At 34.0% G+C, this 19,897-nt stretch carries 18 protein-coding genes; 12 read left to right on the top strand and 6 right to left on the bottom strand.

Features of this window, described 5'->3' with window-relative positions; translation table 11 throughout:
- Positions 1 to 53: 53 nt before the first annotated feature.
- The 3 genes from H603_RS0115335 (at position 54) to H603_RS0115325 (ending at position 3,855) form a co-directional block, all read left to right on the top strand.
- Positions 54 to 1,466: an FAD-dependent oxidoreductase gene (locus H603_RS0115335; protein ID WP_084157760.1), complete on the top strand. Its 1,413-nt coding sequence runs from the start codon at positions 54 to 56 to the stop codon at positions 1,464 to 1,466.
- Between the two features lie 303 nt (positions 1,467 to 1,769).
- Positions 1,770 to 2,279 carry a GNAT family N-acetyltransferase gene (locus tag H603_RS0115330; protein ID WP_026709448.1) on the top strand — a complete coding sequence of 170 codons (510 nt, stop codon included), beginning with the start codon at positions 1,770 to 1,772 and terminating at the stop codon, positions 2,277 to 2,279.
- 7 nt (positions 2,280 to 2,286) lie between these two features.
- Complete coding sequence (locus tag H603_RS0115325; RefSeq protein WP_026709447.1) at positions 2,287 to 3,855, top strand: S41 family peptidase; 1,569 nt, start codon at positions 2,287 to 2,289, stop codon at positions 3,853 to 3,855.
- 33 nt (positions 3,856 to 3,888) lie between these two features.
- Here the strand turns inward: H603_RS0115325 and H603_RS0115320 are convergent, their stop codons facing one another.
- Together H603_RS0115320 and H603_RS0115315 are read right to left on the bottom strand one after the other, a co-directional pair.
- Positions 3,889 to 4,947: an AMP-binding protein gene (locus H603_RS0115320; RefSeq protein ID WP_026709446.1), complete on the bottom strand. Its 1,059-nt coding sequence runs from the start codon at positions 4,945 to 4,947 to the stop codon at positions 3,889 to 3,891.
- A gap of 12 nt (positions 4,948 to 4,959) precedes the next feature.
- Positions 4,960 to 5,898, bottom strand: coding sequence for a CPBP family intramembrane glutamic endopeptidase (locus H603_RS0115315; protein ID WP_026709445.1), 939 nt, complete (start codon positions 5,896 to 5,898; stop codon positions 4,960 to 4,962).
- 110 nt (positions 5,899 to 6,008) lie between these two features.
- Between H603_RS0115315 and arsC the strand changes: the two genes are divergently transcribed.
- Both arsC and H603_RS0115305 read left to right on the top strand, forming a co-directional pair.
- Positions 6,009 to 6,347 (top strand): arsenate reductase (glutaredoxin), encoded by a 339-nt coding sequence (gene arsC / locus H603_RS0115310; protein WP_035676224.1) that lies wholly within the window; start codon positions 6,009 to 6,011, stop codon positions 6,345 to 6,347.
- Between the two features lie 97 nt (positions 6,348 to 6,444).
- Positions 6,445 to 8,970, top strand: coding sequence for an outer membrane beta-barrel family protein (locus H603_RS0115305; protein WP_026709443.1), 2,526 nt, complete (start codon positions 6,445 to 6,447; stop codon positions 8,968 to 8,970).
- Between the two features lie 143 nt (positions 8,971 to 9,113).
- On the opposite strand, the gene H603_RS17500 is transcribed toward H603_RS0115305, so the two are convergent.
- A complete protein-coding gene (locus H603_RS17500) occupies positions 9,114 to 9,287 on the bottom strand; it encodes a hypothetical protein (RefSeq protein WP_026709442.1) in 174 nt (57 codons plus the stop codon).
- 252 nt (positions 9,288 to 9,539) lie between these two features.
- Between H603_RS17500 and fumC the strand changes: the two genes are divergently transcribed.
- Positions 9,540 to 10,937, top strand: coding sequence for a class II fumarate hydratase (gene fumC / locus H603_RS0115295; RefSeq protein WP_026709441.1), 1,398 nt, complete (start codon positions 9,540 to 9,542; stop codon positions 10,935 to 10,937).
- An 85-nt stretch (positions 10,938 to 11,022) separates the two neighbouring features.
- Here the strand turns inward: fumC and H603_RS0115290 are convergent, their stop codons facing one another.
- Positions 11,023 to 12,369 (bottom strand): DEAD/DEAH box helicase, encoded by a 1,347-nt coding sequence (locus H603_RS0115290; RefSeq protein WP_026709440.1) that lies wholly within the window; start codon positions 12,367 to 12,369, stop codon positions 11,023 to 11,025.
- 145 nt (positions 12,370 to 12,514) lie between these two features.
- On the opposite strand from H603_RS0115290, the gene H603_RS0115285 reads away from it, so the two are divergent.
- Positions 12,515 to 14,242, top strand: coding sequence for a M14 family metallopeptidase (locus H603_RS0115285; protein ID WP_026709439.1), 1,728 nt, complete (start codon positions 12,515 to 12,517; stop codon positions 14,240 to 14,242).
- Between the two features lie 72 nt (positions 14,243 to 14,314).
- Here H603_RS0115285 and H603_RS0115280 read toward each other — a convergent pair whose 3' ends face one another.
- The gene (locus tag H603_RS0115280) at positions 14,315 to 14,926 is read right to left on the bottom strand and encodes an NUDIX hydrolase (RefSeq protein ID WP_026709438.1); all 612 of its coding nucleotides are present in this window, start codon (positions 14,924 to 14,926) and stop codon (positions 14,315 to 14,317) included.
- A gap of 7 nt (positions 14,927 to 14,933) precedes the next feature.
- Here H603_RS0115280 and pyrE point away from each other — a divergent pair, with 7 nt between their 5' ends.
- Both pyrE and H603_RS0115270 read left to right on the top strand, forming a co-directional pair.
- Positions 14,934 to 15,584 carry an orotate phosphoribosyltransferase gene (gene pyrE / locus H603_RS0115275; RefSeq protein ID WP_026709437.1) on the top strand — a complete coding sequence of 217 codons (651 nt, stop codon included), beginning with the start codon at positions 14,934 to 14,936 and terminating at the stop codon, positions 15,582 to 15,584.
- 12 nt (positions 15,585 to 15,596) lie between these two features.
- Positions 15,597 to 15,989, top strand: coding sequence for an SRPBCC family protein (locus tag H603_RS0115270; protein WP_026709436.1), 393 nt, complete (start codon positions 15,597 to 15,599; stop codon positions 15,987 to 15,989).
- Positions 15,990 to 16,044: 55 nt separating this feature from the next.
- Here the strand turns inward: H603_RS0115270 and H603_RS0115265 are convergent, their stop codons facing one another.
- The gene (locus H603_RS0115265; RefSeq protein WP_026709435.1) at positions 16,045 to 16,773 is read right to left on the bottom strand and encodes a biotin--[acetyl-CoA-carboxylase] ligase; all 729 of its coding nucleotides are present in this window, start codon (positions 16,771 to 16,773) and stop codon (positions 16,045 to 16,047) included.
- Between the two features lie 95 nt (positions 16,774 to 16,868).
- Between H603_RS0115265 and rsfS the strand changes: the two genes are divergently transcribed.
- The 3 genes from rsfS (at position 16,869) to H603_RS0115250 (ending at position 19,897) form a co-directional block, all read left to right on the top strand.
- Complete coding sequence (gene rsfS / locus H603_RS0115260) at positions 16,869 to 17,240, top strand: ribosome silencing factor (protein ID WP_026709434.1); 372 nt, start codon at positions 16,869 to 16,871, stop codon at positions 17,238 to 17,240.
- Positions 17,241 to 17,255: 15 nt separating this feature from the next.
- Complete coding sequence (gene ftsH, locus H603_RS0115255; protein WP_026709433.1) at positions 17,256 to 19,181, top strand: ATP-dependent zinc metalloprotease FtsH; 1,926 nt, start codon at positions 17,256 to 17,258, stop codon at positions 19,179 to 19,181.
- Positions 19,182 to 19,294: 113 nt separating this feature from the next.
- A complete protein-coding gene (locus H603_RS0115250) occupies positions 19,295 to 19,897 on the top strand; it encodes a lactate utilization protein B/C (RefSeq protein WP_026709432.1) in 603 nt (200 codons plus the stop codon).

Here is a 19,897-nt window from a genome sequence, read left to right as displayed (position 1 = left end):
GTCAATTAAACAATTAAAAGAAGAAGCGATTATATTCAATAAAAAATAAAGTTATGTCCCAAAAGATAAAAATGTACGGTGCTGAATGGTGTCCTGATTGTAGAAGAACCAAAAGCTTTTTTACACAAAACAATATTGATTTTGAATACATCAATCTCGATATCACTCCAGAAGCATCAAAATTAGTTGAGGAATATAATAAAGGAAAAAGAATAATTCCTACAGTTGTTATCAACGATACTGCACATAGCAATCCTCAAAACCATGAGCTCGCTGGGATTTTAGGAATTAATAAACAGGGTAAAGTCAAACTATATGGCGCTGATTGGTGCCCCGATTGTCGCCGAGCAAAACGTTTTTTGCAGGATAACCAAATTAATTTTGAGTTTATAGATGTCGAAAAAACTGACGGTGCTAGCGAATATGTTATGGAGGTGAATAAAGGCAAAAGAATAATCCCCACTATTTTAATTAATGGTACAGCCTACTCTAATCCTGACAACATTAAATTAACCGAAATATTAGAAATCGATGAGATTACAGATACACGTACATACGATGTTTTAATTGTAGGAGGAGGTGCTTCTGGCTTAACTACTGCAATTTACGCGCAAAGAGATAGATTCGACAGTATTATTTTAGAAAAGAAAAATATAGGCGGTAATGCTTTTATAACAAAAAAAATTGAAAACTACCCTGGCTTTAAAGAGGTGTCAGGTCCAGACTTGATGGACCGCATGGAAGAACAAGCGACTGTACTTGGAGCAAAAATTGAGACAGGTATTGAAATTATCAAAATTGAACCAACAGCCACATTTTTTAAAATACATACCAAGTCTCAAGAATACAGAGCTAAATCAATTGTTATTAGTACAGGAAGTACTTACCGCACTCTTGGCATTCCAGGTGAAGCAGAGCTGATTGGATCAGGAATTCATTATTGTGCTACTTGCGACGGTGCTTTTTACAGAGACAAAGAAGTTATTGTAATTGGCGGAGGTAATAGTGCACTTGAAGAAGGTATGTTTTTAGCTGGCTTTTGTAAAAAAGTGACAATTGTACACCGTAGCGAAACGTTTTCAGCAGACGAAATTTATACAGAAAAGCTAGAAACCTTCAAAAATATAGAGGTGCTACTGAATAAAAAACCAAAAGAATTTATCGCTAACAGCGAAGGGAATTTTGATAAATTAGTTTATGTTGATAACGAAACCAATAAAGAAGAGGAGGTAAAAGCTGATGGCGTATTTACCTTTATTGGATTAATTCCAAATACAAAAGCTTTTGAAGGATTTTTAAATCTTTCTCAAAGTGGTCATATCTTAACAAAAGACTTAAATCAAACAAGTGTACCAGGAATCTTTGCTGCTGGTGATTGTCGTTTTGGCGCTATTGCGCAAGTGGCCGCTGCTACCGGTGAGGGAGTCGTCGCTAGTTACGGAATTAAAAAATATCTCAACAAATAAAATTTGCACACAATTATATAACCTCGTTTTCATAAACGAGGTTTATTATTTTACTACTTAAAACAATTACTTGTAAAATCCTATATACCTGATAAACAACCTCACACTGAATGCAAACGATACATACAAACAGTGCTATGTTAGCGCCTTTCATGCTTCGTAATCAGCTTACTTAAGCAGCATCAAGTTGTTATTGGTTTGTTCTTGTAACTTGCAATTCATAAAATCGATAAAAAATAGTATTTCGAACATTCAATTTAATTAAGAAAAAGTATTTTAGTGCTTCCATTTTAAATTAAAAGCATGGTATTAGAATTTAAGAAAGCAGTAGCTGCTCAAATTCCCGAAATTTGGATTATTTTGCAGCAAGCTATTGCAAGACGCAAAGCTGATGGAAGTCAACAATGGCAAGATGGTTATCCCAATGAAACTGTAATTCTAAATGATATTCATAAAGGTGCAGGATACACACTAGTAGATGGTGAAATAATTATAGGTTACACTGCGATTTTAATTAACGACGAACCCGAATACCAAAATATTCAAGGAAAATGGTTAAGTGATTCCGACTTCGTGGTTTTTCACCGTGTAGCGATTGCACAGGAATTTCTAGGTAAAGGAATCGCCAAAATACTAATGCAAGAGATTGAAAACTTTGCTAAAACCCATTCTATAAAGAGTATAAAAGCCGACACCAACTTTGACAATCAAGCAATGATTGCTATTTTTGAAAAATTGCACTACGTATATTGTGGTGAAGTTTACTTTAGAGGTAGCGCGAGAAGAGCTTATGAGAAAATACTAAAAGCATAATAAGCTCATGAAAAAAGTACTACTATTAATTACAATACTGGCGGTTTTTATACAATGCAATTCTGTTGAAAAATATAACCAACATTATGACACTAAAATTCCTGTCAACGATTTAAAAAACGATGTTGATTTCACCTATAAAAAATTACAGCAGTTGCACCCTTTTCTATACGGCTTCATCAGTAAAGAGGATTTAGACCATAAATTTGATAGTTTAAAAAACAGTTTAAAAACACCTTTAAAACCCTTAGAGTTTTACAAAAAAATTAGTCCGATTGTCGCTGCTGTTAAACAAGGGCATATGATTGTCTATCCTCCTATGAAGCGACTAAGTACTAAGGAAAGTAAAGTACTTGAAGAAAAAGGAATGGGACCCTTTTCGCAAATTGAATTGGGTTTCAATGATAACAAATTATATGTCTTAAAAAATAAATCTACAGACAGTACCATACACGTAGGTTCGCAACTAATAAGTGTCGACAATATTAAAGTAACTGACATCATTCAAGAACATAATAAATACTTCACCTCTGATGGTTTTAACACTACATTTAAACCCACTTATTATAACACACGTCTTGCTAACTATTTTGTCGTGGATCACGGGATTAAAGACAGTCTATTATACACCTTTAAATACAATGACAGCATTGAAAACCATTTAATTAAACGCTTTAAGAAGGAAGAGAGCAAAGATGATTCTACAGTTGTCGTAAAAGCTCCCAAAATAAAAGTAGATAGAGAAAAAACAAAGGCGTTAAAACGTAAAAATCGCATTCAAGGATACGATGCTACTGCAGGTAATTACACTCGAAATATTGAATTTAGAGGTCAAGATAGTAGCACTGTAATTATAAAAATTAGAGGCTTTAAAAATAGAGCTTATAAAAAGTTTTACAAAGAATCTTTTACTAAAATCAAGAACTACAAAACGAAAAACTTAATCTTAGATTTAAGAGACAATGGTGGCGGAAGGTTAAGTGAGATAAATTATCTCTATTCTTTTTTAGCTGATACAAGCTATGTCTTATTAGAGAAATCAAAGGTCGTTTCGCGTTCTAGTGCAGCAATAGGATCTTATTTATCTGATGCGCCTCTAGTAGTTCAGGTAGCTAAGACAATCCTTTTCCCCTTTACTTATACCATCTCTTTATTAACTACTAAAAAAGATAAGGACGGTAGTTTTTATCAAAAAATTTACACAAAAGAACAAGAAGTTGATGAACTGGCTTTTAAAGGAAAGGTATATGTATTGATCAATGGAGGAAGTTTTTCGGCATCTAGTATATTATCCGCAACTTTAAAGGGAACTTCAAGAGCTACATTTGTAGGTGAAGAAACTGGTGGGAATTTCAATGGCACCGTAGCAGGAATTATACCTATTATTAAATTACCACATTCTGATTTAAAAATCAGAATGGGATTAATGCACGTCATACCGCATCAACAAACTACTGTTGAAGGCCACGGAATTTATCCCGACAAAGAGATTGAAGTGACCATGGATGATGTAATTAATCAAAAAGACCCACAACTTGAATGGATATTTGAAGACATAAAATCAGACAATGAATAGCAAAAGAAAAGCACCTTTAAAGGTGCTTTTCTTTTATTGAATTAAACTTTTTAAGATTTCGTTTCTCTTAACTTTTCCATTATCTGTTTCTAAAAATGAGACATTATAAAAAATTTCTTTAGGTTGGTCATATTTGTCAAGACCTTTAAGAAGACTTTCGTCAAAAATTCCTTTATCACCTTCCACTACTAATACTAATTTTTCGCCTAAGGAGTTATCAGCAATACCTCCAACAAAGAATCGAGACGGAATCAATCCTGACAACTTCTCCTCTATTTGCTCAGGAATTAGTTTAATACCACCACTATTAACAACGGTATCAATCCGACCTAAAAATTTGAATTGGTGCTCATTGATGATTTCGACAATGTCATTAGTTACAATTGCTTGATCTGATATTTTAGGAGCATTAATTACTAAACATTGTTCGTGATTTTGCGAAATGACGATGTTGGGCAAAATAGAAAATGCCGGCTCCCCAACTTTTTTAGCTGCAATATGAGTGATGGTCTCTGTCATACCATAAGTTTCATAAACTTCTGTGTCTTTAAGTTTTTTTAAGCTCCCTTCTAAATCTTTACTCATTTTTGCACCTCCCACGATTAATTTCTTAACGTCTTTTAATGCTTTCAATGAATTTTGTACTTGTAAAGGTACCATCGCTACAAAATCATATTTTGTTTCGTTTCTTGCCAAAGGTGTAGAAGTTGGAGCAACAAAATCAATATCTAGTCCTAAAATAAAGCTACGTACCAGCATCATTTTACCTGCAATATACTCAGTTGGTAAGCAAAACAACGCTTTATCACCTGGACTTAAATTAAAAAAATCACCGGTGGCAAGTGCCGAATTCACCATTTTTTGCTTGTCCATTTTAATAATCTTCGGCGTCCCTGTAGTGCCAGATGTTTTGAGATTGATATACTCTTTGGTGTCAAACCAATCAAGTAGAAAATCACCAATAGATTTCTCAAATTCATCTCCCTCTTTAATCAGGCAATAAGATACGCGACATAAATCGTCTCTATCAAGATGGTATCCATTTAGCTTGAAACGGTTGTGTACATTTTTATAAGTTACTTCAGTTACCATAATTTGTGATTTTTAAATACTATTAGAAGTGCTGTTTGCTGTAATTTTGCCCGTTAATTTTTCCTTCCAGTTAGTCCAGTTGTATCTTTTACTAAAGATATACAACAAAACAGGATACGTTATAAATAATAATAAAACATCTGTCAAGCCATAGGTGGGTTCGCTTACGCTCTTTAAAACAGAATCTGTTTGAAAAGCCGTCCAGTCAGCTGTTATCAAGAGTGCTCCAAAAATATTATTTGCAGCATGAAAACCTAAGGCTAATTCTAAACCTTCATCCATCAATGTAATAATTCCTAGAAATAGTCCTACGACCAAATATTCGAGCATAATTAAATTTCCAACTCGCGATACTTCTGGGTTCCAATAATGCATTCCACCAAATATTAGTGTTGTCATTAATAAAGGAAACCATTTATTTCCAGCTAAATTCCCAAAACCTTGCATTAAATAACCCCTAAAAACTAATTCTTCAACACTCGTTTGAATGGGAATTAAAAGTAATGCTACCACCACTAATATTAGAAACGGAATAGGTTTAAAATTCAAAACGTATTCGTTAGGGGATAAAAAGTAAGCCACCGTAACCGAAATTATTAGGAACACAGCCCAAATTGTAAATGAAAATAGCACTCGGCTCCAATCTACTTTTGGCCGTGAAGTGGTAATAGATAGCATGTTTTGATTGTGGGACTTTTTTAAAATTAAAAACAAGGCACCTAGCACAAATACGAAGGAAAGTAGCATCAAGGCTAAATAGAGATTGGAGTCAAAGTAAGTAGCAAAACCATCCATTCCAGTTGGCATGGGTCTTCCGCTATAATGCGAATAAATAGCAGTTACCATTACAAGAGGTATTGAACCAATGTTTGCAGCGACAAACAGCAAAAAGGAACCAAATAAATAACTTGCAAAACTGTTTTCCTTCTTAAATCCTTGGGCTATAAACATTTGTTTTTTTTTACTTTAATATTATCAATTACCACTTCTTAAAAGTTACTTTTGTGATTTTAAAAATACCTTTTTTATTTGATATAAATCCTATTAAAACCTTAATTAAAATGCAAGTTTATCACAATCCCCGTTGCGGCAAATCTAGAAACTGTTTGGCTTATCTTGAGCAAAACAAAATAGAATTTGAAACAATAAAATACTTAGAGCAACCACCTACTAAAGACCAAATTATTGACTTGCTGAAAATGCTCGATATGTCACCACTGAATCTCGTGCGAAAAAAGGAGAAAATTTGGATTGAAAACTATAAAAACCAAGCATTAACTGACGATAACATAATTACTGCCATGGTCAATAATCCTATTTTGATCGAGCGCCCCATCATAATAAAGTATGGAAAAGCCAGTATTGCAAGAGACATAGAAAGCATTCAAAAAATAGCGTAACTAACAGCATATTTATTTTAACATTTTTTTGTGAAATCGCCATTAAACCTATTGCGATTTTTACAATCTTATAACGATAATCTAAACTAAAACATTAATGTACCATCATTTAAAAACCTACTTGACTCTTACATTTTTTCTAACTTTAATGTGCAGCTTTGCGCAACAAAGGCCAGGCCCACCAGGACAAGGTCCAGCTGCAGCAAAAATTAGTATTACTGGAACAGTTATAGAGAAAATTAGTAAGCAACCATTAGAGTATGCTACAATTTCATTTACCAACTCTAAGACAGCCAAAGTTGTTGCAGGAGGAATAACTAATCCTAAAGGAGCCTTTAATATTGCTGTCTCTCCAGGAATGTACACGATAAAAATAGAATTTATTTCTTTTAAATCAATCGAATTAAAAGATAAAGTGCTTAAAGAAGATACTGATTTAGGAACTTTAGCGTTAAGCGAAGATGCTGCTCAATTAAATGAGGTAGTAATTCGTGCTGAAAAATCTACAGTCGAAATCAAATTAGATAAAAAGGTTTACAATGTAGGTAATGACATGCTTGTAAAAGGAGGAACAGTAAGTGATGTTCTTGAAAACGTACCTTCTGTATCTGTTGATGTTGAAGGTAATGTAAGTTTAAGAGGAAGCGACAACGTACGTATTTTTATTGATGGCCGTCCTTCTAATGCCTTAAATATGGCGGAGGCTTTGCGCCAAATTCCAGCGGATGCTATTGATAAAGTTGAAGTTATCACTAACCCATCTGCACGTTACGATGCTGAAGGTGGTGCCGGAATCTTGAATATCATTCTTAAAAAAGGAAAAAATCAAGGTTTTAACGGAACATTTATTGCGTCTACAGGATATCCAGAAACATATGGCTTAAGTGCCAACTTGAATTATAAAACTGAGAAGATGAATTATTTCACTTCTACAGGATATAGCTATAGAACAAATGAAGGTGCTGGGAAAACAAATTCAGAATATTACAATCTGGATGGTTCAACTAGTAAATTTATCGACGAAACTCGTGATACACAACGTACGCGAAAAGGAATTAGCACAAAGACAGGTGTTGAATGGGAAATAACGCCTACAGCATTCTGGACAAACGCAATTAGCTATAGAGACAATCGTGGAGACAATGAGGATTTAGTTACTTACCGCAATTTTGATCAAGACCGTCAATTCACTTTCGATAACTATCGTTTAAACAATGGTTACGATAGCGGTAACGACTTTGAATTTACATCAAACTTTATCAAAAACTTCAATGATAAGGGTCACAAATTAACTGTTGACGGTTCGTACTCAAGAAATAATGACAAAGACAATTCGATTATTACGGGTGTAAACGAAACTTTTCCTGACCAATCTTCGTTCAGCACAACAATGAATGATGAAGTTCAAAAACAATTTCAATTTCAAGCAGATTACGTTTTACCTATAGGTGAAGGTGGTCAATTTGAAGCAGGTTACAAAGGTAACTTTAATGATTTGAATAAGGATTATGATATTTTTGCAAGTGAAAATGGAAATGATCTTGGTAATTCATTGTCTAATACATTAGAGTACAAAGAAAAAATCAATGCTATCTATACACAATACGGTTTCAAAGTAAATAAATTTTCATACTTATTTGGTTTGCGTTGGGAAGACACTAATATTGATGTCAATCTCTTAGACACTAATGAGTTTAATAATAAAAGATATAATAAATTTTTCCCTAGTGCTTTTGTAAACTATGAAATCTCAGACGCAAGTAGCCTTTCTTTAAGTTATAGCAAGCGTTTATCTAGACCTAGAGGACGTTTCCTAGATCCTACTCCTAATATTTCGAGTAACATCAACATTTTTAGAGGTAACCCTGATTTAGATCCTTCATTAACAGATAAATTTGATCTAGGTTATATTAAAAGATGGGATAAAGTAACTTTCAATACATCACTTTATTTCGAAAACACAACAGATGTATTTTCATTTGTGCGTTATGAAAGCGGTGATTTTGTAAATGGAGTTGACGATGGTACAGGAACACTTGTAGGTGGTACTCCAGTTATTTTGAGTACGCCAATTAACATTGGAAAAGAACAAAAATTTGGTTTCGAATTCACATTAAACTACTCTCCTACCAAAAAATGGAAGTTGAACAGTAGCTTTAACTTATTCGATTCTAAAACTACCGGTGAATTTGTTTACACAGATTCTCAAGGAATTACACAAACAACTAATTTAGATAACAAAGCAGTGTCATGGTTTACTAGAGTTAATTCTCGTTACACCTTACCATACAAAATTGAATGGCAAGCAAGCGGAATGTATTTTGGACCTAGTAATACAGCACAGGGAAGAAGTTTAGGTCAGTATATGATCAATACTGCTTTTAGTAAAGACATCTTAAAAGATAGAGCCACAATTGCATTTAATGTAAGTGACATCTTTAATTCACGCAAAATGAAATCAGAAACTAATTTGGCTTCGGTGAGTAACTATAGTGAATTTCAGTGGAGAAAGAGACAATTTAATCTATCGTTCACTTACCGCATCAACAAGAAAAAATCAGATAGAGATAGAGAAGCACCTAAAGGTGGTGGTGATGAAGATGGTGGTGGATTTCCAGGATAATAAAGAGTTTAGTTTGGTTAATTAATTCTTGAATACGGGTTCGTTTAGATACGAATCCGTATTTTTTTTGTACCATAAAAAAGTAAGGCACAAAAAAAAAGGACCCGTTTACCGAATCCTTTTTTATGACACAATCTACTATATTATAGTGATTGTTGTTCTTGCTTCTTTTTAGCTTTTTTTTCTTTATATGCTTCCCAAGTTGCACCGCCTACCCAGTAGGAAACGAAACTAACTAGAAAAAACATTAACCAAAATCCTAATGTAAGGATGGTTAAAAAAAGTAAAAAGCCTAAATACTGTGAAAATTCAAACATGTTTTCCGGAATTTTTGAATGTAGCCACAAATGTAAGTTTATTATCCAACCCTAGCAATAAAAAATTATAAAAACTATGCATCAATTTTTATAAAATAGTATTTATCCGTATTTTTGAGCTCATATTTAGGAGCATTTTCCAGCTATCCGCTATATCCACGCATAAAAAACGTGGGATGCCGCTACTATCTGGGCTAGGCCACAAAATATACGACAACATGTAATTTTTCAAATAACACAAACACATATAAAATGGAATTCAGAATAGAGAAAGACACCATGGGTAAAGTGCAAGTCCCAGCCGATAAATACTGGGGTGCACAAACAGAACGTTCTAGAAACAATTTTAAGATAGGTCCATCTGCTTCAATGCCAAAAGAAATCGTTGAAGGATTTGCTTACTTAAAAAAAGCAGCGGCTTATGCTAACTGCGATTTAGGTGTTTTACCAGTTGAAAAACGTGATGCTATCGCTGCCGTTTGTGATGAAATACTGGCAGGTAAGCTAGACGATCAATTTCCATTAGTAATATGGCAAACAGGTTCTGGTACTCAAAGTAACATGAACGTAAATGAAGTTGTTGCAAACCGTGCTCAAGTTTTGAAAGGTTTTGCTATTGGCGAAGGAGAGCAATTCATAAAAGCTAATGATGATGTGAACAAATCACAATCTTCAAATGACACTTTCCCTACAGGTATGCACATTGCTGCTTACAAAGCGATTGTAGAAGTAACTATTCCTGGCGTAGAGCAGTTGAGAGATACGCTACATGCAAAGGCTACTGAATTCAAAAATGTGGTAAAAATAGGTCGTACGCACCTTATGGATGCTACTCCCCTAACATTAGGACAAGAATTATCAGGATACGTTGCTCAATTAAACTACGGTTTAAAAGCAGTAAAAAACACATTAGCACATTTATCTGAGGTAGCTCTTGGAGGAACTGCTGTAGGTACAGGTCTAAATACTCCTGCTGGATACGATGTAAAAGTAGCCGAATACATTGCTGAATTTACAGGACACCCTTTTATCACTGCCGAAAATAAATTTGAAGCCCTTGCTGCACACGATGCTATCGTTGAGTCTCATGGTGCTTTAAAACAACTTGCTGTTTCTTTGAACAAAATTGCAAATGACATTCGTATGTTAGCTTCTGGACCTCGTTCAGGAATTGGTGAATTGATTATTCCAGAAAACGAACCAGGTTCTTCTATCATGCCAGGAAAAGTAAACCCTACACAATGTGAAGCGTTGACAATGGTATGTGCTCAAGTAATGGGTAACGATGTTGCAATCACTGTAGGTGGAATGCAAGGACATTATGAATTAAATGTATTCAAACCAGTAATGGCTGCTAACTTTTTACAATCAGCACGTTTATTAGGAGATGCTTGTAAATCATTTGACGAACACTGTGCTCAAGGTATCGAACCTAACCACAAAAGAATTAAAGAATTAGTAGATAATTCATTAATGCTTGTGACGGCTTTAAATACTAAAATAGGCTATTACAAAGCAGCTGAAATCGCGCAAACAGCACACAAAAACGGAACTACTTTAAAAGAAGAGTCAGTACGTTTAGGATATGTAACTGCCGAAGATTTTGACGCTTGGGTTAAACCCGAAGATATGGTAGGAAGTTTAAAATAATTTCGCTCTCAATCAATACAAAAAAGCCCTGTAACAAATGTTACAGGGCTTTTTAAATTTATAAGAACAGTTATTGTATTGCTACCTACTCTTCTTCTTTCTTGATGACTTTTCGAGCCACTTCGATTTTATATTTCTTTCCTTTCATTTTCTGATCTCTAATATTATTCAGGAGGTCTTTAACCTTTCCAAATTTTACAGCGGCAAACGAAATAAAATCTTTCACTTCGATTAAACCTAAATCTCCTTTTTCTAGTTGACCTTTTTGAGAAAAGAAACCTACAATATCAATTTTATTTAATTTATTCTTTTTACCACCGCTTATGTAAATTGTTTGGTATTGAGGTGGTTTTGGTAAGTTGACAGCTGTATCTACAGCTAGTACTTTCATACCATAATCAATATAATCCATTTTTTTTTCACTATCATGCGTAATGATGTAAGCAGTACCAGAAGCTGTCATACGTGCTGTACGACCATTTCTATGCGTGTACTCATCTTCTTTTGAAGGCAAATGATAATGAATTACGTGGTTCATCTCAGGAATATCTAGTCCACGGGCAGCTAAATCTGTGGTGATAAGATAGCTTACACTACCGTTTCTAAATTGAATCAAAGCGCGCTCGCGTTCCTCTTGATCCATACCTCCATGGTAGTATGTTGAGTAGATTCCTTTTTCGTTCAATGTGTCACTAATACGTTCAGCAGCATCACGATGATTACAGAAAACAATAGCCGATTCTGATTTTAAAGAGCAAATTAAGTTAAATAAACTCCCCAACTTATCTTTGTCTTTAGACACCACTAATTTGGTCGCTAAATTGCTTGTTTCTTCATGCTCCGGAATAAAGTCCAAAATAGTTGGATTGATTACTCTAGTATATTTTGGAATTTCGATATCACTAGTAGCTGATACTAAAACACGTTTGTTCAGTTTACTTAATTTACCAATGATAAAAGACATTTGCTCATGAAAACCCAATTGCAACGATTTATCAAACTCATCTAAAATTAATGTTTGTATTTTGTCAACTCTAAAAGTTCCTCTATCAATATGATCTGCAATACGTCCTGGTGTTCCTATTAAAACAGCTGGAGGATTGCTTAAGTTTTTGATTTCAGTATCGATCGAGTGGCCACCGTAACAAACGTTGACTTTGTAATCGGTTCCCATTTTTTTCCATACTTGCTCTATTTGTAATCCTAATTCTCTTGATGGAACTAAGATCAAACACTGCACAGATAGAATCTCTGGTTGTAACATTTCTAAAATAGGCAACAAAAAGGCTAATGTTTTTCCTGAACCTGTTGGTGATAATAACAAAACATTATTATCGTTCAAAATAGCATCTTGCGCTACTTCCTGCATTTCATTTAAGCTTTCGATGCCTAAATTCAATAGTATATTGTTAGAATGGTGCTTCTTATTCATTTTTAAATATTTGTGCAAAGGTAAAATGAATTATGCATTTCTAATGTACAATTCCCATTTTTATCTTAAAACCACATTATTAAAGCTACCATTCTAATATAGCATGCAAATTATTTATATTTGGTTTCCATAAAAACAATACCAAATGAAAATCACCACTGCACTATTACTCTTGATATCAGCCTCCTGTTTTGCACAAAAGGATGTAAATTATGAAACTATATTCGAAAAAGGGAATGGCAATCAAACCGCTAGTTACCAACAAACAATTGAGTATTACAAGCTACTAGCAAAGGATTTTAAAACGATTTCCATTCAAGAAATGGGACTCACAGATAGCGGAGAGTCTCTGCACATCGTAATATTTAGTGCAGATGAAAATTTCGATTTTGCTTCTATTCGAAAAAATAAAGCCATTGTATTATTTAATAACGGCATTCACCCCGGAGAGCCAGACGGAATTGATTCCACAATGCAACTGTATCGCGATCTCGCTTTAGGAAAGATTATTGTGCCTAAAAATACGGTCTTAGTAACGATTCCTGTTTACAATATAGGAGGCGCCTTGAATCGAAATAGTACTACAAGAGTAAATCAAGATGGTCCTGAAGTTTACGGCTTTAGGGGAAATGCTCGAAATTATGATTTGAATCGAGATTTTATTAAATCAGATAGCCGAAATACGAGCAGTTTTGCAGCGATTTTCCAACTTTTAAAACCTGATGTTTTAATTGATAATCATGTTAGCAATGGAGCAGATTATCAATACAAATTAACGTACATCATGACCCAACAAAACAAAATAGGCGAAATTTTGGGTAATTTTATGGATAAGGAAATGAATGAAGCAGTGGTTCAAGACCTAAAGAAAAAGGAGCTCCCAATGACACCTTATGTGAATGCCTTTAGCGACACACCAGATACTGGTTTTATCCAATTTTATGATAGCCCAAGGTACTCCACGGGATATGCTTCACTTTTTAATACAATTGGCTATGTTGTAGAAACGCATATGTTGAAAAAATATCAAGAAAGGGTTCATGCAACCTACGAATTTATGCGCTCGATACTTGATTATACCGACGCCAACTTTAAAAAAATTAAAGAAAAAAGAATTGCTAATGAGTCGTTATACAAACCCGGTTCAAAATATGCTTTAAAATACAAAATTGATAGTACGTCAGTGACCAATTTTGAATTTCTTGGGTATGAAGGAAGCTATAAAAAAAGTGATGTAACCAGCGGTGAAAGATTATTTTATGATCGTCAAAAACCATTTAAAAAGAATATTCCGTACCTGAAAAATTATGTTCCAGTTGACGAAATTACAATTCCCAAAGCATATATCATTCCGAAAGGTTTTTGGAATATTATTGCGCTTTTAAAAGGCAATGGACTTACTGTACAACAACTAGAAAAAGATCGTTTAATACCTGTAGAAAATTATCAAATTGAAGATTACAACACTACTTCATCTCCTTATGAAGGTCATTATTTGCACCGCAATACAAAGGTAAGTACAACTGTAGAGACAATCGCATTTAAAAAAGGAGACTATATCGTATCGACAGATCAAGCAGGTGTAAAATATTTACTAGAAACACTAGAACCTGCAGCGATTGATTCCTTTTTTAATTGGAATTTCTTTGATACAATACTCCAGCAAAAAGAGGGCTACTCAGCCTATGTATTTGAAGATACTGCCGCTAAAATACTAAGAGACAATCCTGAAATAAAAAAAGCATTCGAGCAAAAAAAGGACAGTGATGAAGTTTTTGCAAAAGATGCCGCAGCACAACTGGAATGGATTTATAAAAATTCTGCTCATTATGAAAAAGCACACTTACAATATCCTATTTATCGCGTAATGTAAAATAAAAAAATAACGGACAAATGACTTAAAGTCAAATGTCCGTTTTCTTTTTTATGATCTATTATCAACAAATTACAATGTCAGAGAGTTTTCATTCTCTTCCTCAAATAATAGTTTGATGTTCTCATAAGAATTTTTGAGGATTTCGGGGATTTCTTCCGGTTTAAACCAGGCTACTTTCTCGATGCCTTCCTCTAACTGACCTTGAGGCGTACCTTCAAAATCAGAATGCATTTCGAACCAATGCGTTATTTTCAGCTTATAGACATCGTTGCGCTTAAAAACATGGTAGGTTTTCTGGAGTTTTTTTACAATTTTGAGTTTGTTCACCCCAGTCTCCTCCTCTACTTCACGCATAGCGGTATCCTCAATTTCCTCTCCTTTTTCGATTCCGCCTTTGGGTAAATCCCATTTGCCGTTTCTAAAAATGAAAAGAATTTCTCCTTTTTTATTATATACTAAGCCACCGCCTGCTTTATTCACAGGGATTTTTGTCTTCAAAGTCTTCATAATTTCCTTATCATCGGGATGATATAAACAGGCCTTCTGAATTTTATTTTGAAACATTTTTACGATAAGCTGTTTGATATCAATGCTTTCTAATAAAAACAATTGAAAATCTGTCTCTTTTGAAATTTTATTTGTCAAAAAAAGTGGTTTGTCGTTCACAAAAACTTTATACATTTGTACTATGATTTTTAATAAAGATACTGCCGAAAAAACAGCCGAATTGCTTTTGCAAATAAATGCAATTAAATTGAATCCAGGAAATCCTTTTACATGGGCTTCTGGATGGAAGTCACCTATTTATTGTGATAACAGGCTAATACTCTCATTTCCACCAATAAGAAATTATGTGCGAGATGCGTTTGCAAAACACATTGAGAAACAATTTGGCAAGCCAGATGTAATTGCCGGTGTTGCCACTGGAGCAATTGGGATTGGGATGCTAGTTGCAGAGAGTATGGGATTACCATTTGTATATGTGCGTCCAGAAGCAAAAAAACATGGCCGTCAAAACCAAGTAGAAGGTTTTTTACAAAAAGGACAGAACGTAGTAATTGTAGAAGATTTAATTAGTACTGGTGGTAGCAGCTTGAATGCCGTTGAGGCTTTACGCGCCGCTGGAGCAAATATTAAAGGGATGGCAGCAATTTTTACTTATGGCTTTGATATTTCAACACAAAATTTCAAAGATGCTAATGTGGATTTATTCACTCTAAGTAATTATGAAAATTTATTGAATTTGGCTGTAGCCAAAAGCTATATTACAGAAAAAGAAGAAACGACGTTAAGAGAATGGAGTGTTAATCCTTCGACTTGGAATAACGAAATAAAATAAATACTTACTTATATGAACTTAGAGAGCCCAAAAGTTACTGTTCAAAAATCAGCTCAAGATTTATTCACATTATTAACTGATGTGAAGAATTTTGAACAATTGATGCCTGAAAATATTGCTAAATTTGAAGTAATTGGCGAAGACGCGTTTATTTTTGGATTGAAAGGGATGCCTGAGATCAAATTAAAAATGAAAGAAAAAATAGCACCTAACAAGATCGTTCTTGGAGCTGCTAGTGATAAGTTACCATTCACATTAGTGACTAATATCGAGGCAACTTCGGAAACTTCAAGTTCGGTAAAATTAGATTTTGAAGGTGATTTTAATCCTATGATGGCTATGATGATTAAAGGGCCAATTGGGAAATTTATTGAAACTCTAGCAACAAACATGGGAAAATTATAATCCCAGTTAATTATATAAAAAAGTCCCTTAAATTAATTTTTAAGGGACTTCTTGTTTAATATAACATTTGAATTTCTTTGATATTATACTGTACCACAGCATCGTTTTCAAGCAATATTTGTAATTTACCTTGATCAGAGACACCCTGAATAATTCCCATGAATCTATCACCATCTGGCAATTCAAAAGGAACAGGAACATTTTTTTTAAAAAGTAAATTCAAGTATTCCCTCCACAACGAATCAGGGTTGGTCTTTAAAACGATCATAGCATCTTTTAAATCTTTTAAAATTGCTACTAACACTGCTTGCTTGTCAAATTCTTGTTTAGCGATGACAGCTAGAGAAGACCCTTTAGGAAGGTTTTCAAAATTTGTCTGGTTAATATTGATTCCAATACCTACGATAGAAGTAACTGAACCGTCAATTTTAATACTATTTTCGATCAAAATTCCGCCAATTTTGCAATTGTATGACATTATGTCGTTTGGCCATTTTATCGCTAATTCAGGTATTTTAAATAATTGTAATGCCCGTACTACAGCAAGAGCCACCGCAATATTTAGAGTATAGATTTGGTTCAAATCAATTAAAACATCCTTAATAAGCACACTCATTGTTAGGTTCTTACCTTTCTCAGCTACCCATACTGACCCCATTTGACCTTTACCCTTTGTTTGAATTTCGGCAGAAACCACAGTGAAATTTTCAACAAACTGCTTACTAGCTAACCCCTTAAGGAAATCATTTGTTGAATCTATGGCATCGAGTTTGATTAGTTTCATTGACTATAATTTGTGCAACAGAATTTAATATTTTGTTAAGGGTCAAAAATAATCACAAAAAATGGTAACTTTACCAACTTATATAAAAATTTTTCATGGCAAAAAAGACAATTAATAATGATGACTTACTAGCAAACATCATTAAGGGAATAGAAGAAGTAAAAGGAAATGACATTAGCATTCTAGACTTAAGAGAAATTGATACAGCCGTTTGTGACTATTACGTGATTTGTAATGGTAATTCTAACACACAAGTGAACGCAATTGTAAACTCTATCCAAAAAATCGTTTCAAAAGAATTAAAAGACAAACCATGGCATGTTGAGGGATCAGACAATGCTGAATGGGTTCTTATGGATTACGTAAACATCGTTGTACACGTATTTCAACAACAAATTAGAGAATACTACAATATTGAAAGTTTGTGGGGTGACGCTAAGATCACTACAATCGAAAACAAATACTAAAGAAAAACACAAGTAATGGCTAAAGATAATAATCCAAACCCTAATAAGTTTAAAGTAAGTCCGTGGCTAGTTTACACTGCTATTTTACTAATCTTTTTATTTATTAGCTTTATAACGGGTGGCTCAAGTTTGCAAGAACCTTCACAGTTGAGCTCTTCTAAATTCAATACGTACCTAGAACAAGGGCAAATTGAAAAAGTTATTGTTTACAATAAATTAGAAGCCGAAGTTTTTTTAAAAGCGGATGCTCTAAAACTTAAAGAGCACGCAAAAGTTTCTAAAGATTTATTTGATAATACTAATAAAGGACCACAATACACCTTTGACATTGGTAATGATCAACTTTTTCAAACTAAATTAGAGAAAGCAGTAGCTGAAGGAAAATTAAAAGATTTTAGTTTTCAAGCAAAAAGTAACTGGTCTGACTTATTCATTACACTTTTACCAATAATTATTATTGTAGGTGTCTGGTTATTTATCATGCGAAAAATGTCTGGCGGAGGTGCTGGAGGTGGTGGTCAAATATTTAACATTGGAAAATCTAAGGCTAAATTATTTGATGAAAAAACCGATATCAAAACTACTTTTAAAGACGTAGCTGGATTAGAGGGTGCTAAAGAAGAAATACAAGAAATTGTAGAATTCTTGAAAAACCCAGAAAAATACACTAATCTAGGTGGTAAAATTCCAAAAGGAGCTTTACTTGTAGGACCTCCTGGTACAGGAAAAACATTATTAGCTAAAGCCGTTGCTGGAGAAGCACAGGTTCCTTTCTTTTCATTATCAGGATCTGACTTTGTTGAAATGTTTGTAGGTGTAGGAGCTTCTAGAGTTCGCGACTTATTTAAACAAGCTAAGGAAAAATCTCCTGCTATCATCTTTATTGATGAGATTGATGCTGTGGGTAGAGCGAGAGGAAAAAGTAATATGTCAGGTGGTAATGATGAAAGAGAAAACACTCTTAATCAATTATTGACAGAAATGGACGGTTTTGGTACCAACTCTAATGTAATTGTACTTGCTGCAACTAACAGAGCAGATGTTTTAGATAAAGCTTTAATGCGTGCAGGACGTTTTGACAGACAAATATTTGTTGATTTACCAGACATTCGTGAGCGTGCTGAAATTTTCAAAGTACACTTAGCTCCATTGAAAAAAGTAGAAGGTTTAGACTTAGACTTTTTAGCCAAGCAAACACCTGGTTTCTCAGGAGCTGATATTGCTAATCTTTGCAATGAAGCTGCTTTGATTGCTGCGCGTTTTAATAAAACTGCGGTAGACAGACAAGATTTCTTAGATGCTGTAGATAGAATCGTAGGTGGACTAGAAAAGAAAAATAAAATCATTAGCCCAGAAGAAAAGAAAGCTATTGCTATTCACGAAGCTGGTCACGCAACTGTAAGTTGGATGTTAGAGCATGCAGCACCTCTTATAAAAGTAACAATTGTTCCTCGTGGACAAAGCTTAGGAGCTGCTTGGTACTTACCAGAAGAGCGTCAAATTGTTCGTCCTGACCAAATGTTAGACGAAATGTGCGCAACGATGGGTGGTAGAGCTGCAGAGAAAGTAACTTTTGACCGTATTTCTACAGGGGCATTAAGTGATTTAGAAAAAGTTACTAAACAAGCGAGAGCGATGGTGACGATTTACGGACTAAACGATAAGATAGGAAATGTAACTTATTATGATTCTACAGGTCAAGGAGAATACAACTTCTCTAAACCGTATTCTGATGAAACAGCAAGAGTTATCGATACTGAAATCTCGTTATTAATTGAGGGTCAATATCAAAGAGCAATTACTATCCTTGAGGAAAATAAAGACAAATTGAATCAATTAGCTGATATATTAATCGAAAAAGAGGTCATCTTTAAAGACGATTTAGAAGCTATTTTTGGTAAAAGAACTTTCGATGCTAATTTAGAAGAAGTAGTATTGTAATTACCATACATAGACTAAAAAAAATTAAAATCTTAATTCAAAATTCACTTTTTGAATTAAGATTTTTTTATCTTTGGACGTTTCAAACAATATGTAAAGTACCACCACAATATATGAGTCTTTTTAGTAAATTTTTTGGTTCTAGTAGTTCGGCCGCAGATGAGGAGAAGGTGAGAGAAGAGCAGGAAACTTCGAACATTAATAACATGTCTATAGATGAACAGTTTACTTATCATTTTAAAAAGAATGGTGGGAAATTTTTGTACTGTGAAAACATGGACGAACTGAAAGAACAGTTTGAAAATATTCTTGAAGAGAACGATTGGTTTGAAAGCCAAGTGTTATGTTATGATCACAAATTATTTGGATTATTAGACGAAAACAGATTGCGATACGGAATGACTTCTAATCCTAAATTCTTGTTTTCTACCTGCGAAAATTTAATTGCTGAAGAAGGTTCTATACTTTTTTCTTCAAAACAAATTAAGCAACACAAGCCTAATGAACTACCTACTAATATTGTAGTTTATGCAACTACAAGTCAAATGCTTGCTACAAAAAGCGACGGACTTACTGCGATAAAAAAGAAATACGAAAGAGATTTCCCCACTAATATAACAGCAATTAAATATTTTGAAAAAGCAAAAGAGGAAAACTTCACGCAATACGGAAGTTCTCCAAAGAATCTTTATTTATTGCTTTTAGAAGACCTTTAA

This window comes from Flavobacterium frigidarium DSM 17623 (assembly GCF_000425505.1).
Lineage (GTDB): Bacteria > Bacteroidota > Bacteroidia > Flavobacteriales > Flavobacteriaceae > Flavobacterium > Flavobacterium frigidarium.
The sequence above is the reverse complement of the archived record's forward strand: the minus strand, read 5'-3'. Positions and strand labels throughout refer to the sequence as shown.

Bases quoted from the DNA above. Each gene is read 5' to 3' on its own strand.
- H603_RS0115325 (WP_026709447.1), top strand. From the start codon at position 2,287: ATGAAAAAAGTACTACTATTAATTACAATACTGGCGGTTTTTATACAA.
- pyrE (WP_026709437.1), top strand. From the start codon at position 14,934: ATGATTTTTAATAAAGATACTGCCGAAAAAACAGCCGAATTGCTTTTG.
- H603_RS0115330 (WP_026709448.1), top strand. From the start codon at position 1,770: ATGGTATTAGAATTTAAGAAAGCAGTAGCTGCTCAAATTCCCGAAATT.
- H603_RS0115335 (WP_084157760.1), top strand. From the start codon at position 54: ATGTCCCAAAAGATAAAAATGTACGGTGCTGAATGGTGTCCTGATTGT.
- H603_RS0115270 (WP_026709436.1), top strand. From the start codon at position 15,597: ATGAACTTAGAGAGCCCAAAAGTTACTGTTCAAAAATCAGCTCAAGAT.
- H603_RS0115290 (WP_026709440.1), bottom strand. From the start codon at position 12,369: ATGAATAAGAAGCACCATTCTAACAATATACTATTGAATTTAGGCATC.
- H603_RS0115265 (WP_026709435.1), bottom strand. From the start codon at position 16,773: ATGAAACTAATCAAACTCGATGCCATAGATTCAACAAATGATTTCCTT.
- H603_RS0115320 (WP_026709446.1), bottom strand. From the start codon at position 4,947: ATGGTAACTGAAGTAACTTATAAAAATGTACACAACCGTTTCAAGCTA.
- H603_RS0115315 (WP_026709445.1), bottom strand. From the start codon at position 5,898: ATGTTTATAGCCCAAGGATTTAAGAAGGAAAACAGTTTTGCAAGTTAT.
- fumC (WP_026709441.1), top strand. From the start codon at position 9,540: ATGGAATTCAGAATAGAGAAAGACACCATGGGTAAAGTGCAAGTCCCA.
- H603_RS0115305 (WP_026709443.1), top strand. From the start codon at position 6,445: ATGTACCATCATTTAAAAACCTACTTGACTCTTACATTTTTTCTAACT.
- H603_RS17500 (WP_026709442.1), bottom strand. From the start codon at position 9,287: ATGTTTGAATTTTCACAGTATTTAGGCTTTTTACTTTTTTTAACCATC.
- arsC (WP_035676224.1), top strand. From the start codon at position 6,009: ATGCAAGTTTATCACAATCCCCGTTGCGGCAAATCTAGAAACTGTTTG.
- H603_RS0115250 (WP_026709432.1), top strand. From the start codon at position 19,295: ATGAGTCTTTTTAGTAAATTTTTTGGTTCTAGTAGTTCGGCCGCAGAT.
- H603_RS0115280 (WP_026709438.1), bottom strand. From the start codon at position 14,926: ATGTATAAAGTTTTTGTGAACGACAAACCACTTTTTTTGACAAATAAA.
- H603_RS0115285 (WP_026709439.1), top strand. From the start codon at position 12,515: ATGAAAATCACCACTGCACTATTACTCTTGATATCAGCCTCCTGTTTT.
- rsfS (WP_026709434.1), top strand. From the start codon at position 16,869: ATGGCAAAAAAGACAATTAATAATGATGACTTACTAGCAAACATCATT.
- ftsH (WP_026709433.1), top strand. From the start codon at position 17,256: ATGGCTAAAGATAATAATCCAAACCCTAATAAGTTTAAAGTAAGTCCG.